Consider the following 23238-nt stretch of genomic DNA (forward strand, 5'->3'; position numbering starts at 1 on the left):
AGTTTTTCGTCGTTGAAACTATTGTAACAGGAGTTTAATGATGTCTTTTCTTTTTACACAATTATATGGACTTAATCTCTTTTTCTGCTCGCAACCCCGAGATTCCGCGTTTGCTCGGGCTTTCTTTCTCTTTTTCTGCATGCAACCCCGAGATTCCGCGTTTGCTCGGGCTTTCTTTCTCTTTTTCTGCTCGCAACCCCGAGATTCCTCGTTTGCTCGGGCTTTCTTCCTCTTTTTCTTCTCGCAACCCCGAGATTCCGCGTTTGCTCGGGCTTTCTTTCTCTTTTCCTCCTCGCAACCCCGAGATTCCGCGTTTGCTCGGGCTTTCTTTCTCTTTTTCTGCATGCAACCCCGAGATTCCTCGTTTGCTCGGGCTTTCTTCCTCTTTTCCTCCTCGCAACCCCGAGATTCCTCGTTTGCTCGGGCTTTCTTCCTCTTTTCCTCCTCGCAACCCCGAGATTCACCCTCTCCTCTTGAGTAACTGACATTTTTTTACTTTTTCGTGCTGTTACTGACCAGCTACCTTCGAGTAACTGACATGTTTGGACACTTTTGTGCAGACTCTTTGTTTCGTGTGCTTCCCATTCATAAACTAAATTGAATGAAGCCCCACCAGTTAAAGAGCCAAACTATACTTTCATGTTTGTTGGTGTTGGAGCGGTTTTTGGGCTCCGACATAGGCGTTTTGTATGAAAGTTCAATGGGTCATGCTCATTTTCAAGATAATTTTACCTTTCAGTCTTTGTTTTTGGATGCTTATCCTGATGGGTTACTACTCTCTCTTTTTTGTTTGTGGTTGCTGTTTGTGAGGCGTGCTGGAGCTTTTTGGAATGGCCCATGCGGGCAATATCCAAAAAGTAGTGGGCTACGGCTAAATGTAAGAATTCTCAAAACCATCTATGAATGAAATGTCAATAGTGATTTAACCGACCTTTCACTCCTTTTCATTATCCTCATCCTGCTTTGGCGACAACATAAACGACTCTTCACTCCTTTTCGTTGTCCTCATCTTTTCTCTCCGTCCTATTATTACTTTCCGTCCCCTCCTTCATACAACATAGCACCTCTTTTTTCCAGCTCCAAAGTGTACATTGTTATTTAATCTTTTTCGGATATTCGTAGATAAGCATTTATACAGTTAAAGAGTACAATCACGCTTTCACGTGTGTTGGTGCTCAGTGAGTCGGGCTATGGTTTGTGGCCTTTAGGTTTCTAAAACGCAAACAATCCGAGCTCATCTTGTAGATGAGCTCGGATTATAACAAATTATACTTTCAATTCAAACTCTTGCTCTTCTTTTGTCAGCCACTCATACTGACGGACGCGCACGTTAAAGAGAGTAAGTGGGTCACGATAAATTTCTGGCTGTGATTGTAAAGTATCGATGGCAGAATTATTATCTTCAATTGATCGTTCAGTATCTTGCTTCGCCTCTGCCATGACGTTAAATGAATGTTTGAAAAAGATCTGAACATCCCGTTCTAACCCACGCTCAAATAATTCAAATTGCATGAGGAATTGGTTGGCTATTCTTTGGGCTACTTGAGTAAAGTCTTCAGTTTGGAAAAACTTCACATACATTTTGTAGACCATCGCTTTGTTTGGTAAGGAAGCAAATAATCTTCCTGAGCCTTTTAACATTAATTGCGAAGGACTCATGCGATTGAATAAGTTCACAGGTTCGATGGCAACACCAGCACTCATACGTTCAACGTCACGATGCCAGTCATCTAGAATTCGGAAATCGCCATCCATATTAAAGCGTTCTTGCATGTAAAGCTTATTGAAACCTTGTGCCATCTCTTTTAAATAAGATTGACTTCGGATAAAAGCTACATTTGAAGTCTCAAGCCATCTTTGAAAGTCTGCTGTTACTTTAGGCATAACCTTTGTATTTAAATACTCTCTAATTCTCTCATTTACTTGCTCATTTAATACGACTGGTAATGTTCTAAAATCACTGTCTTCTTTCACCAATTCCTTACACTCTCGAATTAATTCAGGAATCTTCGTTTCTATTTCTTTTTTAATATTTGTACGGATTTGTTGATAGGAACCTATAATATTTTGCCCTTCTTCTTTTTGAAGGTCCTCAAGTTGGTGGACAGCTGCGTTAAGCTTTTCCTTCATCTGCTCATTCCAATGAACCGATTGGAAATGCTCTTTTTCCATCGATACTCGTTGTTCAAATAAATAAGAAATTGTTTCACGAATGAAATACAATACCTTCTCACTTCGTTGTTGCTCAATATGAACATTTGGATTTGAATTTCGAATAAATTCCGAAACGAGAGCAAGTGAGTCCTTTGGATTATAGGAGTGTATTTGCGCTTTAGGGAAATAATAATTGATCCTCGATCTTGTCTCCGTTAAAATTCTTTCTTCTTCATATTCACTATAGATCCCATCCATTTTGTTAAAAATAAAATGGAGAGGAATATCCGAATACTTATTTTTTACTTTAAGTAAAAACTCTCTTTCTTGATCCGTGAATGGATGATTGCCATTTAGAACAAAAATAATACTATCTGAAATCGGTAAATACTTAAACCAACTTTCTTGATTACTCTCATCTCGAGTAATAAGCGGCGTATCAACAAATGTTAGTTGATTTTGACCGAGAAATGGAGATGGAGAATGTACTTCAAGCACCGAAAAATCTTGATGATCAGTTACAGTCTCAGCCTCATTCGCAGGTAAGTCTTCATTCCCATCTAACTCGGTTTGCATGTGGTCAATCTCTGTTATTTGCTCTTCTCCATCTTTAAGAAAGATAAAGGATTGATGGTCATCAGTAAAGTTGACAGGACCAACGACACTTTCTAAGAAGTTATGTTTAGCAGCCTTTGAAGCTCCGATTACCGTCACTTGCTGCCTATCAAAATCTAATAACTGCTCAATAAACCATCGTAACCGACCACTAACGTCTAAACCATTCTTTTTCGCCCAGTTCGCAATCTCTTGGAAAAGCATTAAGCTATTTTCAAGCCAATCCTTATTTGATTGCCATTTGCGCATACTTTCTTTCGCTTCAAATACATCAGATTCATCAAGCTGATTAGCAAATATCTCATTCCATGCAACAATCGCGGTCACACTGAATACATCTTCACTTTTCTTCGTAAGACGCTGCCAGTTCTTTAAATGCAAAGGCATAATGGCCTCAATTTCTTTCAAGTAATACTGACCACTCACTAGTTCTAAATATGTTGTCTCATATCTTTTAGATAGCAATGGCCAGGCCATACCCTCTTGCCCGTGTGTATGACTGAAAATTTGATTAAACTCCAATAACCATTCAAAATAAAGCTCTTCGCCTTGATAACTTTCCCACATAATATCGACGATTTGTTCATATTTACGTCCATCTAATTCCGCTAGTTTATTAAGAAATTCGGTAAAATATGATGGATTGGTGGTTGTCGTTAATCCTTGTTTGATATAGTCTGCTACCTTATCAAACCAAGAAAGTTGCTCTGTACGAATCGCTTCACGAATGGCCAATTCAAGGGCAGAGCTATAATCACGATATTCCTCAAAGAAAGCCCGTGCAATTTCCGTAATGTTAGGGTAATCCGGATTTAATTCCACGGCATCTTTAATTGTTTTTGCCGCGTCATCAAGCTTACCTTCTTCCATTAAAATAGAAAAGAGTTGCAAAAATACCTCTGTTTTTAATGTAACATCGGAAGATTTTATTGATTGATACATTCTTCTAGCATCTTTTGTTAGACCTTGTGCATCATAAGCATCAGCGATATTCTTTTTTGCCCACGGTGCTTTTTCACCATTGACTTGCTCCCATTTAAAAATAGCCGTCTCAAAATCTTTTATTTGAAAGTAAAGCTCACCTTGTGCGTAACGAATATCATCCTCGCTATGGTTCTGCTCTTCTTTTGGTTGATTGAATAAGATCGCTAATTGCTCAAGCTCTGTTTGATTTGGCAATGTTTGCACTAGTTGTTTATATGAATGTTTGTTAATTAATAATGTATCCATGATTAATCATCCTTTCTCATTAAAGTCATATTTCGACACAATTTCCGTTTATCTATACAGACAAAAAAAGACAAATCGCTATTTTGTCTGCACCTTGATTGTCAACCTCGCGTTATGTAATTATGACTATGGTGCGATTGTAACAGATAATAATGTTTCGTTCTTTGCAGAAATATTTCATTTTATCTACAAATCACGACTTTTTTTAACATTGTAAAGGAAACTTGACGTAAAGGAAACTTTACTTTATGATAATTATTAACAAATGAGGTGATGATGTTGAAAAACCATATCGTTCAGTATCGGAAAAAATTCGGCTTCTCACAGGATGCCTTAGCGAAAAAGTTAGGTGTTTCAAGACAAACAATCATTTCAATTGAAAAAGGGAAGTATTCACCTTCTTTGCCCTTGGCCTTTGAATTAGCAATAACATTTGAAACGACTATTGAAAATTTGTTTATTTATGAAAAAGAGAGCTAACATCCACTTTCAAATTTAGGAGGTACCATACATGAATTATATGCCGAGACTATTTATTGTAGTCGGATCGATTAACTTATTCATCTTTAGTTTTGTTCTGTTTGCAGCTTGGATGGCTAGCAGTTTACCACCAGCAGGTACACTTATTTTCGTAGCCATGGCTGTCATGGGGTTTTGTTTAAGTTATTTACAGCCGCACTTTAAAGAAAATGATGAACGTATGAGGCTGATCCGCTACAAAGGGCTATTCGCATCATTTTTTGCAACGATCGCTTATTTCGGAATATTTAATATTCTATTAGTAACTGAGCGGATTTCTATCACTGCCCTTGATTTAGTACAAATAATAACGACTTTATATATTTGTACCGTATTTATTTCTTTTGTTATTTATGCCAAAAAGATTTGAGAATATCATACTTGGAGGTAAAAAGATGACTACACAACTACTCACTACATTAATTGTTATACTTTGTGGAAGTGTCATAAGTTATTTCATCATTCGCAAACATACAAACGAAGAAAAGAGTTTGAGCAAGAGAGGTTTTTATCAACTTTTACTTTTATTTGCTGCTATATTTGTTGTTATGATCTTGTTAGTCCTCTTAGTCTGAGCTGCCTGTTGAAGGATTTGAAGCTCCCCCATAGCCAAAGGTACGTAAAAGACACCTACAATAAAAATATCTCGAAGGTGTCTTTTATTCCTCTTGATAATAAGTATTCTTGGGAACTATATTTTCTCGCCCCGTACTTATTTCTTTTTCCTCACCTTAAAGGACATTGTCGCTTCAACCGCTTCTTTCCAACCATCATAAAGCAATTCCCTTTCGTCATCACTCATTTCCGGATGATAACGGTGATCCATTTTCCAATTGTTAGCGATGTCTTCTTTACTTTCCCAAAATCCAGTCGCTAAACCGGCCAAATAAGCGGCACCTAAAGCGGTTGTTTCATTAACAACTGGACGTTCAACCGTTGCCTGTAACATATCACTTTGAAATTGCATCAGGAAGTTATTCTTAACAACTCCACCATCTGCTCTCAATTTCTTCAATTCGATGCCTGAATCTGCTTCCATGGCCATTAAGACATCCTTCGTTTGATAAGCAAGTGCTTCCAATGTTGCTCGAATGAAATGCTCCTTAGACGTAGCACGTGTTAGACCAAAAATAGCTCCTCTTGCTTCACTATCCCAATAAGGCGTCCCTAAACCAACAAATGCTGGTACTACATAAACACCTTCTGTAGACACAACCTTGGTCGCATACGCTTCAGTTTCTGCCGCAGATTGAATCAAACGCAAACCGTCCCGTAACCATTGAACAGCAGAACCCGCAACAAAAATGCTGCCTTCAAGAGCATATTCAACCTTACCATCTATTCCCCAGGCAATGGTTGTTAACAAACCATTCTCTGAACGAACAGGCTCTTCTCCTGTATTCATCAGCATGAAACAACCGGTTCCATACGTATTTTTCACCATTCCTTTTTCAAAACAAGCTTGTCCGAATAGTGCCGCCTGTTGGTCACCAGCAATTCCAGCAATCGGAGCTTCAACTCCAAAGAAATGGTCCGTTACCGTTTGTGCATAAACTTCTGATGAAGACCGAACTTCAGGTAACACGGATTTCGGTACATTTAATATCTCCAATAACTGTTCATCCCATTGCAAATCGTAAATATTGTACATCAGTGTTCTAGACGCATTGGAGTAATCGGTAACATGAGCAGCTCCATTACTAAGTTTCCAGATAAGCCAAGTATCAATCGTTCCAAATAATAATTCCCCTGCTTCCGCTCTTTCTCTCGCCCCATCAACATGGTCTAAAATCCATTTCACTTTCGTTCCAGAGAAGTAAGGGTCGATTAACAAACCTGTTTTCGAGCGAAACATCTCTTCATGTCCCGCTTTTTTTAATTCATCACAAATATCCGCAGTTTGACGTGATTGCCATACTAAGGCATGATATATCGGTTTTCCCGTTTGCTTATCCCAAACGACCGTTGTTTCACGTTGGTTTGTAATCCCAATACTTTCTATTTCCCGAGGTTGCACGGAGGCTTCCGATAATACTCCAGCCATTACAGCTAAAATAGAGCCCCAAATTTCATTCGCATCATGCTCGACCCAACCTGATTGTGGAAAGTATTGCTTAAATTCACGCTGTGACTGGTGGACAACCTCCCCGTTCCGATTAAAAAGAATTGCCCGAGAGCTAGTCGTCCCTTGATCAAGGGACAAAATATATTTCTTTTCCACAAATATCCTCTCCTTTGCACCTTTTATTCCCCGATTTCTTATAAATAACTCCTTTTTTTCTAACTAAGGTTACAATTTAAGTATGACATTCGAAAAATTCAGGGAACTTTTTTGTCCTTATCTTACTCTAATTAATACAGACAAACAATAAGAAAGGGGTGAGGTATTTTGAAAAGTGATGCCAGACTACTCATTCATCAGATCAAAAGGAATAATATGAACATTCTTGTTACATGGTTTAAGGAAAGACAAACGAAATATTACCGTATTGGATGGTCCTATTTAAAAAATCAGCATGATATTGAGGATGTGACACACTCCACCATTTTAAAGGTCTATGAAAATATTAGGCAACTTAAACAACCAGATTACTTTGAAACGTGGGTTACTTCTATTTTTATTAATGAATGTAAAAATATTTATCGAAAACGTCAAAAAGAGCATACCCAGCATTTACAAGAAAAAGAGAAAATAACCCATACTGAAGTTGATTTAAAACTCGATTTATCTAGGCAGGTTGAGCAGTTGGACGAGCCTTATAAGGAAGTTATCCTCCTAAAATTTTATAGTGATTATTCATTAGAGGAGATTTCAATGATAATAGATATTCCCATCGGGACCGTAAAATCAAGAATATACCGTGGTTTAAAAAAGTTACGTCATAATTGGAAAGGAAGTGCTTACATATGAAAAGCAAAGAGGAATGCCACCTTTGTGAACAGCAAGCCATAGACTATCTTGAAAATCAATTAACAGAAACTGAAAGCCGATCTTTCGAAAAACATTTACTCTCCTCAGCGTCTTGTTTTCAAGAGTTACAAGAAGTAAAGCAGACTTTGTTTGAATTAAGGAATGAGAAGGACACAGTCACTCCACCTAGTTCCTTCTTTGATAATGTAGAAGCTAAGATTAATTCTTCATCAAAAGTAAAACAACCTACATTTCATTCAAAATGGATGTGGATAGCTGTTTTCTTTCTAAGCTTCATCGGACTAAGTACAGCCGCTTATGCCACGAATGGCTTTCAAGATTTCACTGATTGGATGAAAACATATACGGCTGATGAAGAAGAGATGATCGATGAATTATTAGCTGTAGGTGTTGCAGAGACGGTCAATCTCTATGATAGCGATCAAAATATAGGGATAACCTTAACGACCATTATTGCCGATAACGAAAAAATGGACATTTATTATGAAGTGGAGGATCTTTCTCAAGAAGAACTTTATATGATTCATTACGATGGCATTGAACCAACATTGATAAGCCAATCTGGACAAAAGGTATCTGCTGGAAGTGATTTCTTTTTTGTCCAATCCCATAAGCGATTGCATACGGATAAGCCTTATACGGTTGCTGGTATGATCGGTATTCGTTCAACAAGCTTAGCAAATAAAATGGAACTCAACATCTCAGAATTAACGAAGGTAAGCAACCTTACACCATTTGACGATCCTATAACTAAGTTTCACACTAAATACGAACATGTAACAGCTGATATTACCGGAGATTGGGACTTTAATATCGTCGTAGATCGTTCACCGATTTATAGAGTTCAAGCTTACAACGAGCTTGAAATGCCAATAAAAGATACCTTCTATAGATTAACCGGATTAGAACTAACACCCACACATACAAAACTGACTGGGACATATGCAAATGAGCATGGTTTTAATCCTGATGAAGAATATATTGATCTGTCTGATGTTTTTATAGAGAGTCTTAAGATTAATGGTATGGAGCTTGAAAAAAAAGACTTCTACATGTATGAACCCATTTATACACTTTATGAACAAGAAGAACTTAAGTCAATAGAACTGTTTATATCTAAAGCTAAATATTGGCATTATCTCAACGAGCCAATAAAAGAAATAACTCTCTCAGAAGAGCCCTTTTCATTTGAATTTCAAGAACAAGCTGCTCAAATTGAAATTGTAGATCAAGATGAAGACTATGTCTATATTCATATTCATACACCCTATTATGAAGGTCGTACCATCCAATACTATAGTTTAAATCTAGAATCTGAATTAGGACTGACTTATCATCAAGTTACAACAAATGACGTTATTGTGCGAGATGGTGAAATAGTCGTTCGCGATGAACATTATTTCACAATTAATGAAGAGGATCTTTTTATCAACAGTTATACGACTGATTATTATATCGCAGTCCCACGAGAAACGTATGAAAAACATCCCATTAAATACATTCAATTTGAAGGGTTTTCAGAGTGGATAGAAATAAACGAAACGATTGAGTTAGACCTCCATCATTAAAAAATGAAAAACAGGAGCATTAAGCTTGATTAGCTTAAGCTCCTGCTTCTATTTGTTGAGGCAATCCATTCAGATACATCTCAATTGCATCTTCAAATTTCTCCAAAACGTCCATCGTTTTCTCGTTAGGACGAGTATAAATGATCGGATAATCGATTTCTCCAAGTGATGGCCTAACCTGAAAAGCTAATTGCTCAAAATCTACTGAAAATCGGGCATTCACTCCCGGTTTATTACCTCTGGCATCTAACCGAATCCAACGCTTTAAAGAGCCGAGATAGACGGCGTTTAAAGCATGAATACAATACCCATCCTCAGGCTCATCAAATAATGTTAATTTTTGATAACAGAAACCCGTCGGTATTCCTTCTCTTCTTAATATTGCCGCCAACAAATTCGACTTGGCATAACAAATACCTTCTCGATGAAGTAAAACCTCAGGTGCGTGCTTCGTTACTCGGCTACTTTGTATATCCCAGCTGTGAGAAATACTATCTCGGACATATTCAAAAGCCCGTTTCACTTTCTCCATATCGGTTAGATGTTTATGGAATAAGGAAGCATTTAATTCACGAATGCTCACATGATGATAATCAAGTTCTGCTAAATCCCTTAGGTATTCTTCTACCTTTCCTGATTCTTGATTGAGGCGCACGTCACACCTCCTCTCTAACCTTATTTAATTTTGAAATAATCTTGAACTTCATACGTTTCAAAGCCTACTTTTTCGTAAAGGCCTTTCGCTTCAACATTTAGTCCATCCACTTCTAGAAATACATCTAATCCTTTCGTTAACGAATGTTGAATCACCTTTAATAAAACCTCTTTACCATAACCTTTTCCTTGAAATTGCGGGAAAATAGCAAAACCATAAATCCAACATTCTGAGTCAAGCTCTTGAATACGAATCTTCCCAATGGTCTCACCCTCAGCCATTAGTTTCCACAAGCTATTTTCCTTACTTTTCAGTAAATGTTCGTTGTAGGAAATAGCCTCTTGCTGTTCAAACTCAAAACAGACCCGATCAAGCTCAGCCAAGGTTGGTATATCTGCTTCTTTGGCTTCTTCTAACTGAACGAAATCACTCTGTATACGAATGACTGTTGTACGATTAAATTTCATCTGTCTCTCTGAAAAAGATAACGGTAGTTTTTCTACCTTAATCCATGCTTTTGCCGTATCTGAAAGTGCAGGTGTATTCATATAAATCTGATGATCCTCAGTTAACCCAGCCTTGGCTACGTTATACAATTTTGTAAAAATCCCTTGACGGCGGTAGCTTGGATCAACCATGCCACATAATTCAGCTTTATTACCAAAACGATATATACCGATGAAACCGACTAGCTGCCCATTCTCATAATGAAAAAAATCTTCCTTTAATTCATTTTTTCTATTTTCGAGCATTTCCCAGTTCAATTTCAATTTGATATTCTCATATTGTTCGCAACGTTTTTGCAACGCTTTAATATCTTGTAATTGTTGTCCTGTTAACATCACGGTGCCCCCTGACCTTTATCTGCACTTTAACCTAATTATACCATTTACTGCCACAATTTGATGTGGATTTTTTTGCATTTATTAGCTCTATTCGTTTCTGACTCGAAAAAACCGTTCAACGCTGAACGGTTTTTTCCATGAATACAAAGTCCTCTTTTTATCGTTCCCAAAACCTCTGCTTGGCCATTGCATTAATGAACTTCTCGGCAAAATCTCCCTGACCGTCTGCCACTACCACACCAGGCCTGCCATCAATACCTAGTTGCCCGATCACCGATTGACCATATTGACTTGCCCCAATCGGTTTATAATGATTATATTGCTCAATCACAAATTGGCGTGTTTTATATTGGAACGTTTCACTCATATTCGGACCACCCACAACATACACACCATCATACACAACAGGTGCATCCGTTAAAAACTTATGCTTAATATTCACTTGTACACCATTTGTCCCTTCTAGCTTGCCTTGTTTCTCACTAATAAAAGTTGGCTGTAGACCTGCCGACTTCATCGCATTAATAACGGTACTTAATTCACGACCGTTAAAACCATGATCAACAATAACCGCAACCTTTAATGTATCAGGACGATAGACTGTGTTCATCAAACTCAATGCGGGCGAAGAAGACGTAACCTTTGATTCGTTCACATTTGGCACTTCAACTCCAACATCATCTGCAACGGTTAAGGCTAGTTCACGACTCACTCTAGCAATCATATTGACAACCCTTTGCCTAACCTCTAACGTCTCTACTTTACCTAATTCAAAACTAAATGCAGTAGCAATATGCCCCTTCTCAACATCCGTCATGCTATTCCAAAAAAGTCGTGCCTGAGAAAAATGATCGTCAAAGCTTTTAGCTGTTTTTCTAATTTTTACACCTTCAACCATTGAAGGATAAGTGACAAAACCACCTTTGGAACCAGGCACCGTACTCGGTGTATTACCAGCAAGGTAGTTATTTTTGTAAGCAACCTTTCCTTTATCTATCACATATCTCGCCGCCCCATCACGTTGATTATTATGGAATGGACAGACCGGGCGATTAATCGGTATCTGTTTAAAGTTAGTACCTACTCGATAAATTTGTGTATCTGTATAAGAAAACAATCGACCTTGTAACAATGGGTCATTACTAAAATCGATGCCTGGAACAATATTGCCCGGATGAAGGGCCACCTGCTCTGTTTCGGCAAATACATTTGTCACATTACGATTCAAAGTCATCTTACCAATGATTTGTACCGGCACCACTTCCTCTGGCCAGAGCTTGGTCGCATCTAAAATGTCAAAATCGAACATAAACTCATCTTTCTCAGCTAAAACTTGTACGCCTAGTTCGTACTCAGGGAAATTACCCATCTCAATATTTGTCCACAAATCCCGACGATGAAAATCAGCATCCGCTCCTCCGATTTTTTGAGCTTCATCCCAAATCAACGAATGTTTACCGAGAAGTGGCTTCCAGTGGAATTTAACAAAATGCGAGTCACCTTCTTTATTGACAAGACGAAACGTATGAACACCAAAGCCTTCCATGGTTCGGAAGCTTCTTGGAATCGTTCGATCAGACATAATCCACATCATCATCGCTGCAGACTCTTCATTACTTCCGATAAAATCCCAAAATGTATCATGTGCGGTTTGCCCTTGTGGAATTTCATTATGCGGCTCTGGTTTTAGGGCATGGATCAAATCTGGAAACTTAATACCATCCTGAATAAAAAAGATCGGAATATTGTTACCAACTAAATCAAAATTCCCCTCTTCTGTGTAAAATTTCGTTGCAAATCCACGCACATCTCGATTTGTTTCATTCACCCCACGCGAACCAGCCACTTGAGAAAACCGAACAAAAACAGGCGTTTCACAAGTCGGGTCTTGTAAAAAATGAGCCTTCGTTAAATACGCCTGTGATTGATACACCTTAAAAAACCCGTGTGCACCATACCCCCGGGCATGAACATTCCGTTCCGGTATACGCTCTCTGTCAAAATGAGCTAATTTTTCCCTGAATAAAAAATCCTCAAGTAACTGTGGGCCTCGCTCACCAGCACTTAATGTGTTTTCATCATCTGAAATTTTCACTCCTTCACTAGCTGTTAGTTCCTTCCCTTCATTGACACGAACAAATTCTTGTAACTGCTCAATTTTTTTACTTTCTTTTCGGTCTTGATCCCCTCGACCATCTTGCCTTTTTGCCAACGTCCTCTCCTCCTTCGTTCAAATCGGACAAAATCATTTGTAAACACCATTACAAACGTATTCATGTCTGTCTTTTATTATTCATAATAACGATTAGTAGCACTCGGGCTTTCTACCACTTTTTCTGCTCGCAACCCCGCATATTTCCATTTGCTCGGGGTTACTCTCCCTTTTTCTGCTCGCAACCCCGCGTATTTCCTTTTGCTCGGGGTTACTACCGCTTTTTCTGCTCGCAACCCCGCGTATTTCCGTTTGCTCGGGGTTACTACCGCTTTTTCTGCTCGCAACCCCGCGTATTTCCATTTGCTCGGGGTTACTCTCCCTTTTTCTGCTCCCAACCCTGCGTATTTCCATTTGCTCGGGGTTACTCTCTCTTTTTCTGCTCCCAACCCCGCGTATTTCCATTTGCTCGGGGTTACTACCGCCTTTTCTGCTCCCAACCCCGAGATTCCACATTTGCTCGGGCTTTCTCCTACTTTTTTCACTCGCAACCCCGCGTATTTCCGTTTGCTCGGGCTTTCTCTCTCTTTTTTTGCTCGCAACCCCGCGATTCAGCGTTTACTCGGGCTTTCTACCACTTTTTCTGCTCGCAACTACGAGATTCTGTGTTTCTTCGGGTTTCCTCTCAGCAAATATGTTAATTGGTTTTGCCCTTGAAATAGTGGTATTTCGTTCATTCGATATTACTTCCATTTAACGAAAACAAAAAAGCTTGCGCCTCCCGTTACGTTAGGCATTATGATAAAGTTAATAAAGTTACTCCACATGAAAGAGGTGCACATTAATTGAAAGAACAGAAAGAAGTAGTTCAAACCCCATCCATTAAGCCAAAAGAGTTCATTCAACTCTTAAATAAGTACCGTCCGGCTTTATGGATTATAGTCGTTGCCCTTATCTTTGGCTTAGGCGAGACCGCTATGGCATTACTTGTGCCTTTATTAACGATGAATCTCGTCGATATATTAGCTGAAGCGAGCTTTACATGGCGGTCCATTTCCACGTTGGTTGTCGTTTTTATTTTTCAAGCGATTATGTCTGGCTTCTCGATTTATTTAATGTTTTATGTGGGACAAAAAATGGTTGCTGGCTTACGTAATGATCTTTGGAATCATATTCTCCAACTTAAGATACCTTTCTTTGATAAAAATACATCCGGAGAAACGATGAGTCGTATTACTAACGATACGAATATCATTAAAGACTTTATCACGATGCAAGTCATACCTTTTATCTCAGGAATTGTCTCGATTATCGGCTCCTTAATTTTATTGTTTATCATCGATTGGCAAATGACATTATTAATGTTTATTGCTGTTCCTTTTGCCGCTTTAATCATCATGCCTTTAGGGTCAAAGATGCTCAAGATATCTCGTTCCATTCAAAACGAAACGGCTTCTTTCCAAGGGGAATTAGGAAGAGTTCTTGCAGATATTCGATTAGTGAAAGCTTCCAATAGTGAAAATGTCGAAGAGGATATGGGTAAAGGGAAAATAAGGCATTTATATCGATATGGAATGAAAGAAGCAAAAATCCAAGCCTTCGTTTCACCTGCGATGATGTCCGTTATGATGCTTGTCCTTGTATTAGTCATTGGGTATGGTGGTGTTCGAGTAGCCGCAGGTGCGTTATCATCTGGTGAGCTTGTTGCTATCATTTTATATTTATTCCAAATTGTCGTTCCATTTACAACATTAGCCGTCTTTTTTACTCAATTCCAAAAAGCACTTGGAGCAACTGAGCGTATTCAAGAGATTTTTAGCGAAACGAAAGAAAAATATGATCTTTTACCATCCAAAACAAATGAGCAATTGGTGTTTAAATCTGCTCAAAACATTACACCAATTCCTTTAAAGGGCGGAGAATTGAACTTTAATCAAATTCGCTTTGGCTATCATAATGACAAAACGATTTTGAATCAGTTGACCTTTACGGCTCCTGCTGGTAAAATAACCGCCTTTGTTGGCCCAAGTGGTACGGGGAAAACAACGATATTCTCCTTAATTGAACGTTTTTATGAACCTGATGAAGGGGCGATCCAATATGGACAGCAACCGATACGAGATTTAGATTTACAAGGTTGGCGGCAAAAAATAGCCTATGTCTCACAAGAGAGCCCGATGATGAATGGTTCGATTTATGATAATTTAAGATATGGATTATCTGACATCGAAGATCCCCTTATTGCAAAAGCACTAGAGCAAGCCAATTTAACGGCCTTTATCGCCACATTGCCACAAGGATTGCAAACACCAGTTGGTGAACGTGGGGTTAAGTTATCGGGTGGACAAAAGCAACGCCTCGCTATTGCAAGAGCTATTTTGCGCGATCCTGAGATTTTATTATTGGATGAAGCAACCGCCCACCTTGACAGTGCTTCTGAAAAACTAGTGCAAGATGCTTTAAATGAATTGATGGAAGGAAGAACGACATTAATCATTGCTCACCGCCTTTCAACAGTAAGACATGCCGATCAAATTATCGTGGTCCAGCAAGGGCAAGTAAGTGGAACTGGCACACATGAACAATTAATAAAAACACATGAATTTTACCAAGAGCTCGTTCTGCAGCAGTTTGAGTAATGAGAATGAATGATTGCCTTAATGACTAAATGCTCCATAAAAAGCTCCCGCTCAGCTTCAGTACTAGAAGTGAACGGGGCTTTTTTTGACATCCTCGCTCCCCTTTTCACCTCACGAATTTTCCTTTTTAGGAACTTGGCTCCATCACTACACACGTAATCAAAAAAACGCAACCAGCTTCCCAGTTACGTTTCCCATATCTATTCATATACTCATCGAAACACTATCAACTATTCACCTGCATCAACATTATGATACACTTGCTGAACATCCTCTAAATCTTCTAATACGTCGATGAGTTTATCAAATTGTTCTATAGCATCTGCGGGTATTTCGACTTCATTTTGTGGAAGCATTGTTAACTCAGCAACTGTAAATTCAGTGATACCATCAGCCTTTAGTGCCTCTTGCACAGCGTGGAACATGTCTGGCTCAGCATAAATGATCACGACCTCATCTTCTTCTAATATATCACGAACTTCCACATCTGCTTCCATTAAAAGCTCCAACACATCATCAGCAGATTTCCCCTCTATTCCAATCACGGCTGTAGCATCAAACATGTAAGCAACCGAACCGCTCACACCCATGTTACCTCCGTTTTTTGTAAAGGCTGAACGCACTTCAGCAGCTGTTCGATTCACATTATTCGTTAACGCATCCACAATGACCATAGAGCCGTTTGGTCCAAAGCCCTCATATCTAAGTTCATCGTATGTTTCTTCAGAACCACCTTTTGCCTTTTCAATGGCACGGTCGACAATATGTTTCGGTACACTATATGTTTTTGCTCGTTCTAAAACGACTTTTAACGCACGGTTTGATTCCGGATCAGGCTCACCTTGTTTGGCCGCTACATAAATTTCACGCCCAAACTTTGCATAAATACGACTCGTACTTGCATCTTTAGAAGCCTTTTTCTCCTTAATATTATTCCATTTACGTCCCATTCATAACACTCGCTTTCTTGTAAAATATATCTGATTACATTCAGACTATCCTTCACAACACCATCTATTATACTCCTAAAAACAAAACATTTCACTATCCTATCTGAACTAATCTTCTAATTCACGAACACAGCTCGACCTCTTCCTGTATGGGTCATAAATTCGATAGAGTCCATACATAAAGAAAAATAATCCAAGAGCAACCACTTGCAAAACAATAATATAATACGGCCACGGTCCGAACCAATCAAATGGAGAAGGACTAGGAGGCTTTTGCATTAAATACATATAATTACCACCAACAAGCCAATTCACGCTAAATACAAAAAACGCGTATCCATTTAAAATTAGCCAATTCGACCAAACCGTCCGAAGCGAAAGAGTGAATTTTCTAATAAACAGCAAATAAATAACCGCAATAATCACGAGACCGTGAGCCATAAAAAAGTGAAAAAAGCGAAAATGAGGAAATCCGAACCCTCCAATATCTGGTGTAATGATCGTTAGAAAAGCACTACCAACTCCCGCAAAAAAAGTAAATTCAAATAACCTCTTATTAAGCGTAAATAACATAAAAATGGCCGTAACTAACGTAATACTACTTAAATGAAGCGGCAACGCGTACGTAATCTCCCAACGCCCATTGACGAGTAGCCAAATATGATAGGTTACTTCTAGTAAAAGAAGAATAATGGCTAAACTGAAGCGAATCGATCTTTCAAGTTTCCTATTTTTCTCTAAACGATTACGTATTGAAAAAATAAAGGCGACTATCAAAAAGAGGGTAAGAATAACCAAGAGATGTGATACTCCAAATAATTGAAAGCCAAACCCATCTACTTCATAAGAAAACCAAGTCATCCATTTCCCTCTTTTCTATATATATATCTATTATTCCAATTCCATATATGAATAGATTTCGTTACTTGCAGGCTGTGGAATCATATATAAAGTAAAAGGATCCGATCCCTTAACGAAATATTCTAAATTCTCCCAAAGTAAATAGGACTCTTTTTGTAATGTAAAAATATATGTAGGTTGTGCTTTCATAACGGTCGTATTTTCATCTTTTTTTGCCTCTGTAATTGCTTTCTCAAAAATAACTTCACCATTATTCTTATTTACATCGATCACTTCAAGTTCACTCACAATATCCGGATTTACATGCTGATTGACAAATTGTTTGTACTCCGTGACGGATTCACTTGCCAGTATTTTATTATTGGAATAAACGTTAACTTTTACTTCCTTGTCATCTTCAATATGTTTTCTTAATGTATCTACATTAATAGTTGATAAATCCTCGGGTGCTACTGAAGTTCCTGTAACTAATAAGGTTCCTTCGTTAGATGTATAAGTATCGGGTATCTCAAATTGTTCGACACCTGTTAACTGTTGAATATACGGGCTGTCTTCAATCAAAAATTGAACTTGATAACTAGTATTTTTTTTCATTTTATATTCATTTATCTGCACAATGAAATGGAGTTCTCGGTTTTCCCGGTCATTGGCTGAACCAAATTCTATATAGGCAGCTTCAATGATGTCTTGCTTTCCTTGACAGGCGGATAAAATGAGTAGCACAATGACTAGCAGTGTTATATGAACTCTATACAAAAGCCTCCCTCATTCCCTTGTAAATTACATTAATTATACACTGGAAATTCAGATTTATGTTCGGTTTTGTTTGACTGAAAATCATACTCCACTCAGTGTCTTTTCACTTTCTCCGCATTGTCTGCTCTTTTTCCGGCTTCATTGCCGCGTATTTACATTTATAGTTCATAATAAGATGCCACCTATTAGCATACAAATCAGCCCGAACACTGCTTTATAAAATCCATGATTAAACTCTTTATTTAATTTCTGTAAATCTTCCTCTGTCCCTTTTATACCCCCAACCTGCATGACCATAATCCGAGGTATTTGTCAACGAGGGTGCCATTTAGAAAATAGTATAATGTATAACTCCTACTATTAAAGAAAAAATTACTAACAGACGTCAAAATACCCACTCCTCACACTAATTACTTCCCCATCTCTGAATCTCCTTCAGCACAAGAATCCCAGCAACATCAAAAAAAAGAATAACGAGCCAAGCATGACTCATTATCCCACAATTGATTTACTTATTAACCCTTCACACTACTAATCTGGTCAAGCACTCGCCAATAGGCAGGCTTTACTTGATGATTAGTATCAAACAGTAAAGGCCAATTTTTCCTGCCTCTTACAGGAAAGTCACTTAGCCATGTATAGGCATCACTGACACCCCAAAAGGTAACGGAAGATATATGCTGCTTATATTCAACAAAAAGCTTAAACATTTGTTCATAACGCTCTGCCTGCTTTTCAAGCATTTCTTCTGTTGGCTTGAGGAGGTCTGTACGATGATCATCGAATCGAAACATCGAAACATCCATTTCAGTAATTTGTAACTGTAAATCAAGCGACGCATATTTCTCGATCGCTTGTTTAATATGGTCAAGAGATGGTTCATACAAATTCCAATGAGCTTGTAAACCGACTCCATGAATAGGGACATCTCTCTTCAACATTGATTGAACTAACTGGTAGATTTTATCCCTTTTCTCAGGGTCGGATTCATTATAATCGTTGTAAAACAAGAGAGCATCTGGATCTGCCTCATGGGCATAATGAAAGGCATGATCGATGAAATCTTCACCGATCACCTCCAGCCATGGCGATGGGCGTAGAAATTCTCCTTTTTGGTCAGAAATCGCTTCATTGACTACATCCCAGCTAAAAAATTTCCCTTGATATCTTGTCAACAATGTTGATATATGCCTACGCATACGTTCAAGCAATAATTCGCGATTCAACTCTTTTCCATCTGGCGCTTCAAAAACCCAATCCGATGTTTGATTATGCCAGACCAATGTATGACCACGAAGCTTATGACCAAATTGCTCCGAAACATGAATGAGCTCATCAGCATAGTCAAAATTGAACTGTCCTTCTCTCGGTTGAATCTGTTCGAATTTCATTTCATTTTCTGCTGTTAAACTATTAAAATGTTTTTGAATCAGTTGCTTTTCTGAATGAAGTGTATAACGATTAACTGCAGCCCCAATTAAAAATAAATCTTCATACGCCTTACATAATGAAACTGTCTCTCGTTCTCCCATTTTAAAACCTCCTTATCCTTTAACGCCACCTAAGGTTAAACCCTTCACAAAATACTTCTGCAAAAATGGATATACACAAATAATCGGTACACTCACAATGATCGTCATCGCCGCTCGAACAGAGGTCGGAGTCACTACCTGCACCTGTACTCCACTTTGCGACTGAGTAAATGCTCCCTCTGCACTCCCTGAAGAAATCGATGAATTAGAGTTTTGTAAAATCTTCATTAACTCATATTGCAATGTGCTCAAATGTGGATGATTCGGATTATATAGGAACACATCAAACCACGAATTCCACTGAAAAACTGCGACAAACAAAGATATCGTAGCAATTACAGGCAAGCAAAGCGGCAAAGCTATTTTTAAAAACATCGTAAATTCACCAGCACCATCAATACGTGCTGATTCAAATAATGAATCAGGTAAACCTTCAATAAATGAACGAACGACAATTAAATTAAAGACACCAATAAGCCCTGGGATAATGTATACCCAAAATGAACCTAGTAATGAAAGCTCTCTCATCAACATGTACGTAGGAATTAACCCCCCACTAAAATACATCGTCAAAACAAAAGCTATCGTTGTAAATTTTCTCAAAACGAAATATTGTCGGCTAATCGTGTAAGCAACCATCGCTGTACAAAAAACAGACAATGCTGTACCAATAACCGTTCTTAATACGGAAATGACTCCCGCTTGAAGAAGCTGTGCTTGCCCAAAAACATGCTCATAATTATATAATGTAAAGTCACGTGGCCAAAGGTAAATACCTCCTCGAACGGAATCTGTCGCATCATTAAAAGAGACGGCTAAAGTATTTAACATTGGATATAACATGACCACACATAACAACAGCATAAAGATCGTATTTAATGAATCAAACACTATATCATCTAACGAACGACGACGACTGATCAATTTATTTAAAAGCATCTTGTGTACCTCCCCCTAAAATAACCTTGCCTGTCCTAAGCGTTTGGCAATATGATTGGCTGAAAATAAAAAGATAATGCTGACAACCGTTTTGAAAATCCCTGCGGCAGTCGCTAATGAGAAATTCCCCATTGAAATCCCATACCTGAGCACAAAAATATCCAAATTCTCAGCGAAATCCATATTCATTGAATTCATAAGGAGGTATTGAGCTTCAAATCCCGATTCTAAGATATAACCCATGTTCATGATTAATAGAATGACAATAACCGGTCTCATTCCTGGTAATGTAATATACCAAATTCTTTGAAGCCTAGATGCCCCGTCAATTTCTGCTGCTTCATATTGCTCTGTATCGATCATCGCTATAGCTGCTAAATAAATAATCGAATTCCATCCTACATTTTTCCATACATCTGATGTACCAATAATCCCCCAGAAATATTCTCCCACACCTAACCACATAATCGGCTCATCGATGAACCCGAACTGTTCTAAAAGAATATTGACGATACCATTTTCAGTTGATAAGGCATAGGTGACAATTCCTGCTGCTACAACCCACGATAAGAAATGGGGCATATAACTAATTGTTTGAACGACTCTTTTAAAGGTAAGATTTCTTAATTCATTCAATAAAATGGCTAGTCCAATCGCTGTAACAAAACCTAATACTAAGTTAATCATACTCATCGCTAACGTATTACGCATAACTTCAAAAAATCTGGGGTCAGTGAATAAAAAAGTAAAATGCTCAAACCCTACCCATTCTTGTTCAGCAAAACTTCTAGCCGGTTTAAAATCCTGAAACGCCATACCCCATCCATATAAAGGGATATACCGAAATATAAATAACCAAATTAAAAAGGGAAGACTCATAAGTAGGAGCATTTTTTGTTCAGAGCATTTTTTCAAAAAACCTTTGAATCCCAATTTCTTTTTTGGTGTTTTTTTCATTTTTGTATCTATCGTTGGTATTGGTTGTGGTAAAGACAATCACATCACTCCTCCCTTTACAGATCTCTCTCTGTCTACATAAAGAAAAAGGATTATGACAACTGCATTTATAAAGTTGCCATAATCCAACACTCAAAGAATTCTATCTAGTTACCATTCTCCATTGACGCGAGATTGAACCGTATCTGTAAAGAATTGTTCGTAACTATCAACATCATGTTTTCTATACTCGGTTACGTAATCTTCCCATTCTGCTTCAAAATCATTCGGATCAGCTAAGACAATTCGGGCAAAATGTCTTCTCTTAATCTCATCCGTTCTTTCTTCAAATATTTGTACAGGAGAGCCCTGCTCCACATTTGCACTCCAAGCCGGATACCACGGTCTCTCTTGTGGTTCGGAGAATAATTGAGCAAAAGTTTCAATACCGTATGCTTCTAAATATTCTTTGTCAGCATCTGTATAGGCGGCTTGTGCTACAATAGGCTGCCTTCTTGGCTCTACGGCATTTCCATCTGAGAAGGTACCATTAATTCGTGGCCAGCTCCATTCAAATACCGTCATTCCTACTTCTTCTCTTACTTCCTCCTTGTTTGTCAAATCAATTTGCTCTGGCGTGCGATAGAACTCGCCGTTTTCATCAACGGAATAATGCTCATCTTCATAACCCCACATCACTTTTCGTTGCATCTCTTCAGAAATGAGTTCATTCCAGAATTGAACAATTCGCTCAGGGTTTTCAGCATTTACCGTAATTCCAATACCACGATTTTGAGTGAAAGCCGGTGGATCAATATATTGATCAGAAATACTTTCATCAAATACAATAGGTAAAGCCATAAATTCTCGGTCAGGATTGCCAGCATCCCTTAATGCATTTCTAGCATCACCAAACTGCCAACCATAATCGAAAAATCCTAACACTCGTCCCGAAGAAAGCTTTGAAATATATTCATCATAATTCGCGACAAACATCTCACGATCAAGTAAACCTTTTGTATTTAACTCATTTAACTTTTGTAAATACCTTTTTGTATACTCTGAATCAGCATACACGGTTGCTTCATGGGTATCCATGTCGATCATGACTTCCCCGTCATTTGGATAACCAGCTAAATGATTAGGGACATTCGACAAAGCGAAAAATCTCCAATCATACGTTAATCCTGTAAACGGTATCGTATTCATGCCATCGATTTGCGGATTTTTCGTTGCATACTCTTCAATGAGTTCAAAATATTCATCTAATGTTTTAATGTCTGGAAAGCCAGCTTCTTTTAAGATTCCTCGTTGAATCCAAAAAGCACCTTGATCAATATTTGGGTTTGGTACGAATTCATTAATAGTAGGACCAAATGGAATATAATAAATATTTCCATCATCATGTGTGAACATATCAATATAGTCTGCATACATGTCTAGTATATTTTGACCATGTTCTTCTAAGAGATCGTTTAACGGAATAAAAGCTCCCGCATCAAGTAACGTATCAACAGCAGCATCAGGGACAATAACATCCGGATATTCTCCACCCGCTACCATCGTTCCAACACGCGTATTCATATCTCCAACTAAATGTTCCAGCCTGAAGTTAACACCAGTTTTCTCCTCTAATTCTTTACCAATTCTCGTTGTATTCGTTTCAATGTCTTTACCAGAAGAACCCGCATTAAAATACGTGTATGTCACTGGTGTCGTATCGATTTCTGTTTGTCCATTGTCATCGTCTGTGTCATTTGAGTCAGATGCAGTTGGCTCATCATTATTACAAGCCGTCATAATGAAAGCAAATAAAAGGATAAAAAATACAGAATAAAAAGATTTTTTGTTTAACATCTTACCCCTCCCCCAATTTTATTGCTCACCCAACTTCCTTGTAAGCCCTTTCATTATATCTAGCTTAAGCCTAAATTTGACCCATAAAAACTAAAGAA

Annotated in this window: 21 protein-coding genes; 8 read left to right on the forward strand and 13 right to left on the reverse strand. The window is 38.2% G+C overall.

All coding sequences use genetic code 11. The annotated features are described in order from the left end of the window. Positions 1–65 precede the first annotated feature (65 nt). Positions 66–485, forward strand: coding sequence for a hypothetical protein (locus tag PQ479_RS14375; protein WP_273717058.1), 420 nt, complete (start codon positions 66–68; stop codon positions 483–485). A 781-nt stretch (positions 486–1266) separates the two neighbouring features. Here the strand turns inward: PQ479_RS14375 and PQ479_RS14380 are convergent. Continuing rightward, positions 1267–3999 (reverse strand): dynamin family protein, encoded by a 2733-nt coding sequence (locus PQ479_RS14380; protein ID WP_053070375.1) that lies wholly within the window; start codon positions 3997–3999, stop codon positions 1267–1269. Positions 4000–4278: 279 nt separating this feature from the next. On the opposite strand from PQ479_RS14380, the gene PQ479_RS14385 reads away from it, so the two are divergent. Genes PQ479_RS14385 through PQ479_RS14395 form a run of 3 tightly spaced genes read left to right on the forward strand, consistent with a single transcriptional unit; the run spans position 4279 to position 5093 of the window. Continuing rightward, a complete protein-coding gene (locus PQ479_RS14385) occupies positions 4279–4479 on the forward strand; it encodes a helix-turn-helix transcriptional regulator (protein WP_047989511.1) in 201 nt (66 codons plus the stop codon). Positions 4480–4510: 31 nt separating this feature from the next. After that, complete coding sequence (locus PQ479_RS14390; RefSeq protein ID WP_047988453.1) at positions 4511–4888, forward strand: hypothetical protein; 378 nt, start codon at positions 4511–4513, stop codon at positions 4886–4888. 25 nt (positions 4889–4913) lie between these two features. Next, on the forward strand, positions 4914–5093 hold the full coding sequence (locus PQ479_RS14395; RefSeq protein ID WP_047988452.1) for a DUF3976 domain-containing protein: 180 nt from the start codon (positions 4914–4916) through the stop codon (positions 5091–5093). A 137-nt stretch (positions 5094–5230) separates the two neighbouring features. On the opposite strand, the gene glpK is transcribed toward PQ479_RS14395, so the two are convergent. Continuing rightward, on the reverse strand, positions 5231–6739 hold the full coding sequence (gene glpK, locus PQ479_RS14400; RefSeq protein ID WP_047988451.1) for a glycerol kinase GlpK: 1509 nt from the start codon (positions 6737–6739) through the stop codon (positions 5231–5233). A 168-nt stretch (positions 6740–6907) separates the two neighbouring features. Between glpK and PQ479_RS14405 the strand changes: the two genes are divergently transcribed. Together PQ479_RS14405 and PQ479_RS14410 are read left to right on the forward strand one after the other, a co-directional pair. Then, a complete protein-coding gene (locus PQ479_RS14405; RefSeq protein ID WP_053070374.1) occupies positions 6908–7429 on the forward strand; it encodes an RNA polymerase sigma factor in 522 nt (173 codons plus the stop codon). Further along, entirely contained in the window at positions 7426–9018 is a 1593-nt protein-coding gene (locus tag PQ479_RS14410) for a DUF4179 domain-containing protein (RefSeq protein ID WP_047988449.1), read from the forward strand. The genes PQ479_RS14405 and PQ479_RS14410 overlap by 4 nt, the downstream gene beginning before the upstream one ends. Before the next feature lie 34 nt (positions 9019–9052). Here the strand turns inward: PQ479_RS14410 and PQ479_RS14415 are convergent, their stop codons facing one another. The 3 genes from PQ479_RS14415 to PQ479_RS14425 form a co-directional block, all read right to left on the reverse strand. Further along, positions 9053–9673 (reverse strand): transglutaminase-like domain-containing protein, encoded by a 621-nt coding sequence (locus PQ479_RS14415; protein WP_047988448.1) that lies wholly within the window; start codon positions 9671–9673, stop codon positions 9053–9055. 20 nt (positions 9674–9693) lie between these two features. Continuing rightward, the gene (locus PQ479_RS14420) at positions 9694–10515 is read right to left on the reverse strand and encodes a GNAT family N-acetyltransferase (RefSeq protein WP_047988447.1); all 822 of its coding nucleotides are present in this window, start codon (positions 10513–10515) and stop codon (positions 9694–9696) included. A gap of 160 nt (positions 10516–10675) precedes the next feature. Next, positions 10676–12730 carry a catalase gene (locus tag PQ479_RS14425; RefSeq protein ID WP_047988446.1) on the reverse strand — a complete coding sequence of 685 codons (2055 nt, stop codon included), beginning with the start codon at positions 12728–12730 and terminating at the stop codon, positions 10676–10678. Positions 12731–12880: 150 nt separating this feature from the next. Between PQ479_RS14425 and PQ479_RS14430 the strand changes: the two genes are divergently transcribed. Then, positions 12881–13387 (forward strand): hypothetical protein, encoded by a 507-nt coding sequence (locus tag PQ479_RS14430; protein ID WP_273717059.1) that lies wholly within the window; start codon positions 12881–12883, stop codon positions 13385–13387. A gap of 128 nt (positions 13388–13515) precedes the next feature. Then, entirely contained in the window at positions 13516–15309 is a 1794-nt protein-coding gene (locus PQ479_RS14435) for an ABC transporter ATP-binding protein (RefSeq protein WP_083991220.1), read from the forward strand. 230 nt (positions 15310–15539) lie between these two features. Here PQ479_RS14435 and PQ479_RS14440 read toward each other — a convergent pair whose 3' ends face one another. The 8 genes from PQ479_RS14440 to PQ479_RS14475 form a co-directional block, all read right to left on the reverse strand. Further along, on the reverse strand, positions 15540–16259 hold the full coding sequence (locus PQ479_RS14440) for a YebC/PmpR family DNA-binding transcriptional regulator (protein ID WP_047988444.1): 720 nt from the start codon (positions 16257–16259) through the stop codon (positions 15540–15542). 108 nt (positions 16260–16367) lie between these two features. Beyond that, positions 16368–17120 (reverse strand): YwaF family protein, encoded by a 753-nt coding sequence (locus tag PQ479_RS14445; RefSeq protein ID WP_053070373.1) that lies wholly within the window; start codon positions 17118–17120, stop codon positions 16368–16370. Between the two features lie 30 nt (positions 17121–17150). Beyond that, positions 17151–17876: a hypothetical protein gene (locus PQ479_RS14450; RefSeq protein WP_047988443.1), complete on the reverse strand. Its 726-nt coding sequence runs from the start codon at positions 17874–17876 to the stop codon at positions 17151–17153. Between the two features lie 165 nt (positions 17877–18041). Next, the gene (locus tag PQ479_RS14455; RefSeq protein ID WP_273717060.1) at positions 18042–18167 is read right to left on the reverse strand and encodes a hypothetical protein; all 126 of its coding nucleotides are present in this window, start codon (positions 18165–18167) and stop codon (positions 18042–18044) included. A gap of 224 nt (positions 18168–18391) precedes the next feature. After that, positions 18392–19408, reverse strand: a complete 1017-nt coding sequence (locus PQ479_RS14460; protein ID WP_047988442.1) for an endo-1,4-beta-xylanase — start codon at positions 19406–19408, stop codon at positions 18392–18394. Positions 19409–19420: 12 nt separating this feature from the next. Next, the gene (locus PQ479_RS14465; RefSeq protein WP_047988441.1) at positions 19421–20347 is read right to left on the reverse strand and encodes a carbohydrate ABC transporter permease; all 927 of its coding nucleotides are present in this window, start codon (positions 20345–20347) and stop codon (positions 19421–19423) included. 15 nt (positions 20348–20362) lie between these two features. Then, positions 20363–21304: an ABC transporter permease gene (locus tag PQ479_RS14470; RefSeq protein WP_047989508.1), complete on the reverse strand. Its 942-nt coding sequence runs from the start codon at positions 21302–21304 to the stop codon at positions 20363–20365. A 150-nt stretch (positions 21305–21454) separates the two neighbouring features. Then, a complete protein-coding gene (locus PQ479_RS14475; RefSeq protein ID WP_047988440.1) occupies positions 21455–23140 on the reverse strand; it encodes an ABC transporter substrate-binding protein in 1686 nt (561 codons plus the stop codon). Positions 23141–23238 lie beyond the last annotated feature (98 nt).

Source organism: Alkalihalobacillus pseudalcaliphilus, from assembly GCF_028610675.1.
Classification (GTDB): Bacteria; Bacillota; Bacilli; order Bacillales; family Bacillaceae_D; genus Alkalihalobacillus; species Alkalihalobacillus pseudalcaliphilus.

Excerpts from the sequence above, each read along its gene's own strand:
- PQ479_RS14375 (WP_273717058.1), top strand. The coding sequence starts at position 66 with ATGGACTTAATCTCTTTTTCTGCTCGCAACCCCGAGATTCCGCGTTTG.
- PQ479_RS14380 (WP_053070375.1), bottom strand. The coding sequence starts at position 3,999 with ATGGATACATTATTAATTAACAAACATTCATATAAACAACTAGTGCAA.
- PQ479_RS14390 (WP_047988453.1), top strand. The coding sequence starts at position 4,511 with ATGAATTATATGCCGAGACTATTTATTGTAGTCGGATCGATTAACTTA.
- PQ479_RS14395 (WP_047988452.1), top strand. The coding sequence starts at position 4,914 with ATGACTACACAACTACTCACTACATTAATTGTTATACTTTGTGGAAGT.
- PQ479_RS14410 (WP_047988449.1), top strand. The coding sequence starts at position 7,426 with ATGAAAAGCAAAGAGGAATGCCACCTTTGTGAACAGCAAGCCATAGAC.
- PQ479_RS14420 (WP_047988447.1), bottom strand. The coding sequence starts at position 10,515 with ATGTTAACAGGACAACAATTACAAGATATTAAAGCGTTGCAAAAACGT.
- PQ479_RS14440 (WP_047988444.1), bottom strand. The coding sequence starts at position 16,259 with ATGGGACGTAAATGGAATAATATTAAGGAGAAAAAGGCTTCTAAAGAT.
- PQ479_RS14445 (WP_053070373.1), bottom strand. The coding sequence starts at position 17,120 with ATGACTTGGTTTTCTTATGAAGTAGATGGGTTTGGCTTTCAATTATTT.
- PQ479_RS14455 (WP_273717060.1), bottom strand. The coding sequence starts at position 18,167 with ATGCAGGTTGGGGGTATAAAAGGGACAGAGGAAGATTTACAGAAATTA.
- PQ479_RS14460 (WP_047988442.1), bottom strand. The coding sequence starts at position 19,408 with ATGGGAGAACGAGAGACAGTTTCATTATGTAAGGCGTATGAAGATTTA.
- PQ479_RS14465 (WP_047988441.1), bottom strand. The coding sequence starts at position 20,347 with ATGCTTTTAAATAAATTGATCAGTCGTCGTCGTTCGTTAGATGATATA.
- PQ479_RS14470 (WP_047989508.1), bottom strand. The coding sequence starts at position 21,304 with ATGAAAAAAACACCAAAAAAGAAATTGGGATTCAAAGGTTTTTTGAAA.
- PQ479_RS14475 (WP_047988440.1), bottom strand. The coding sequence starts at position 23,140 with ATGTTAAACAAAAAATCTTTTTATTCTGTATTTTTTATCCTTTTATTT.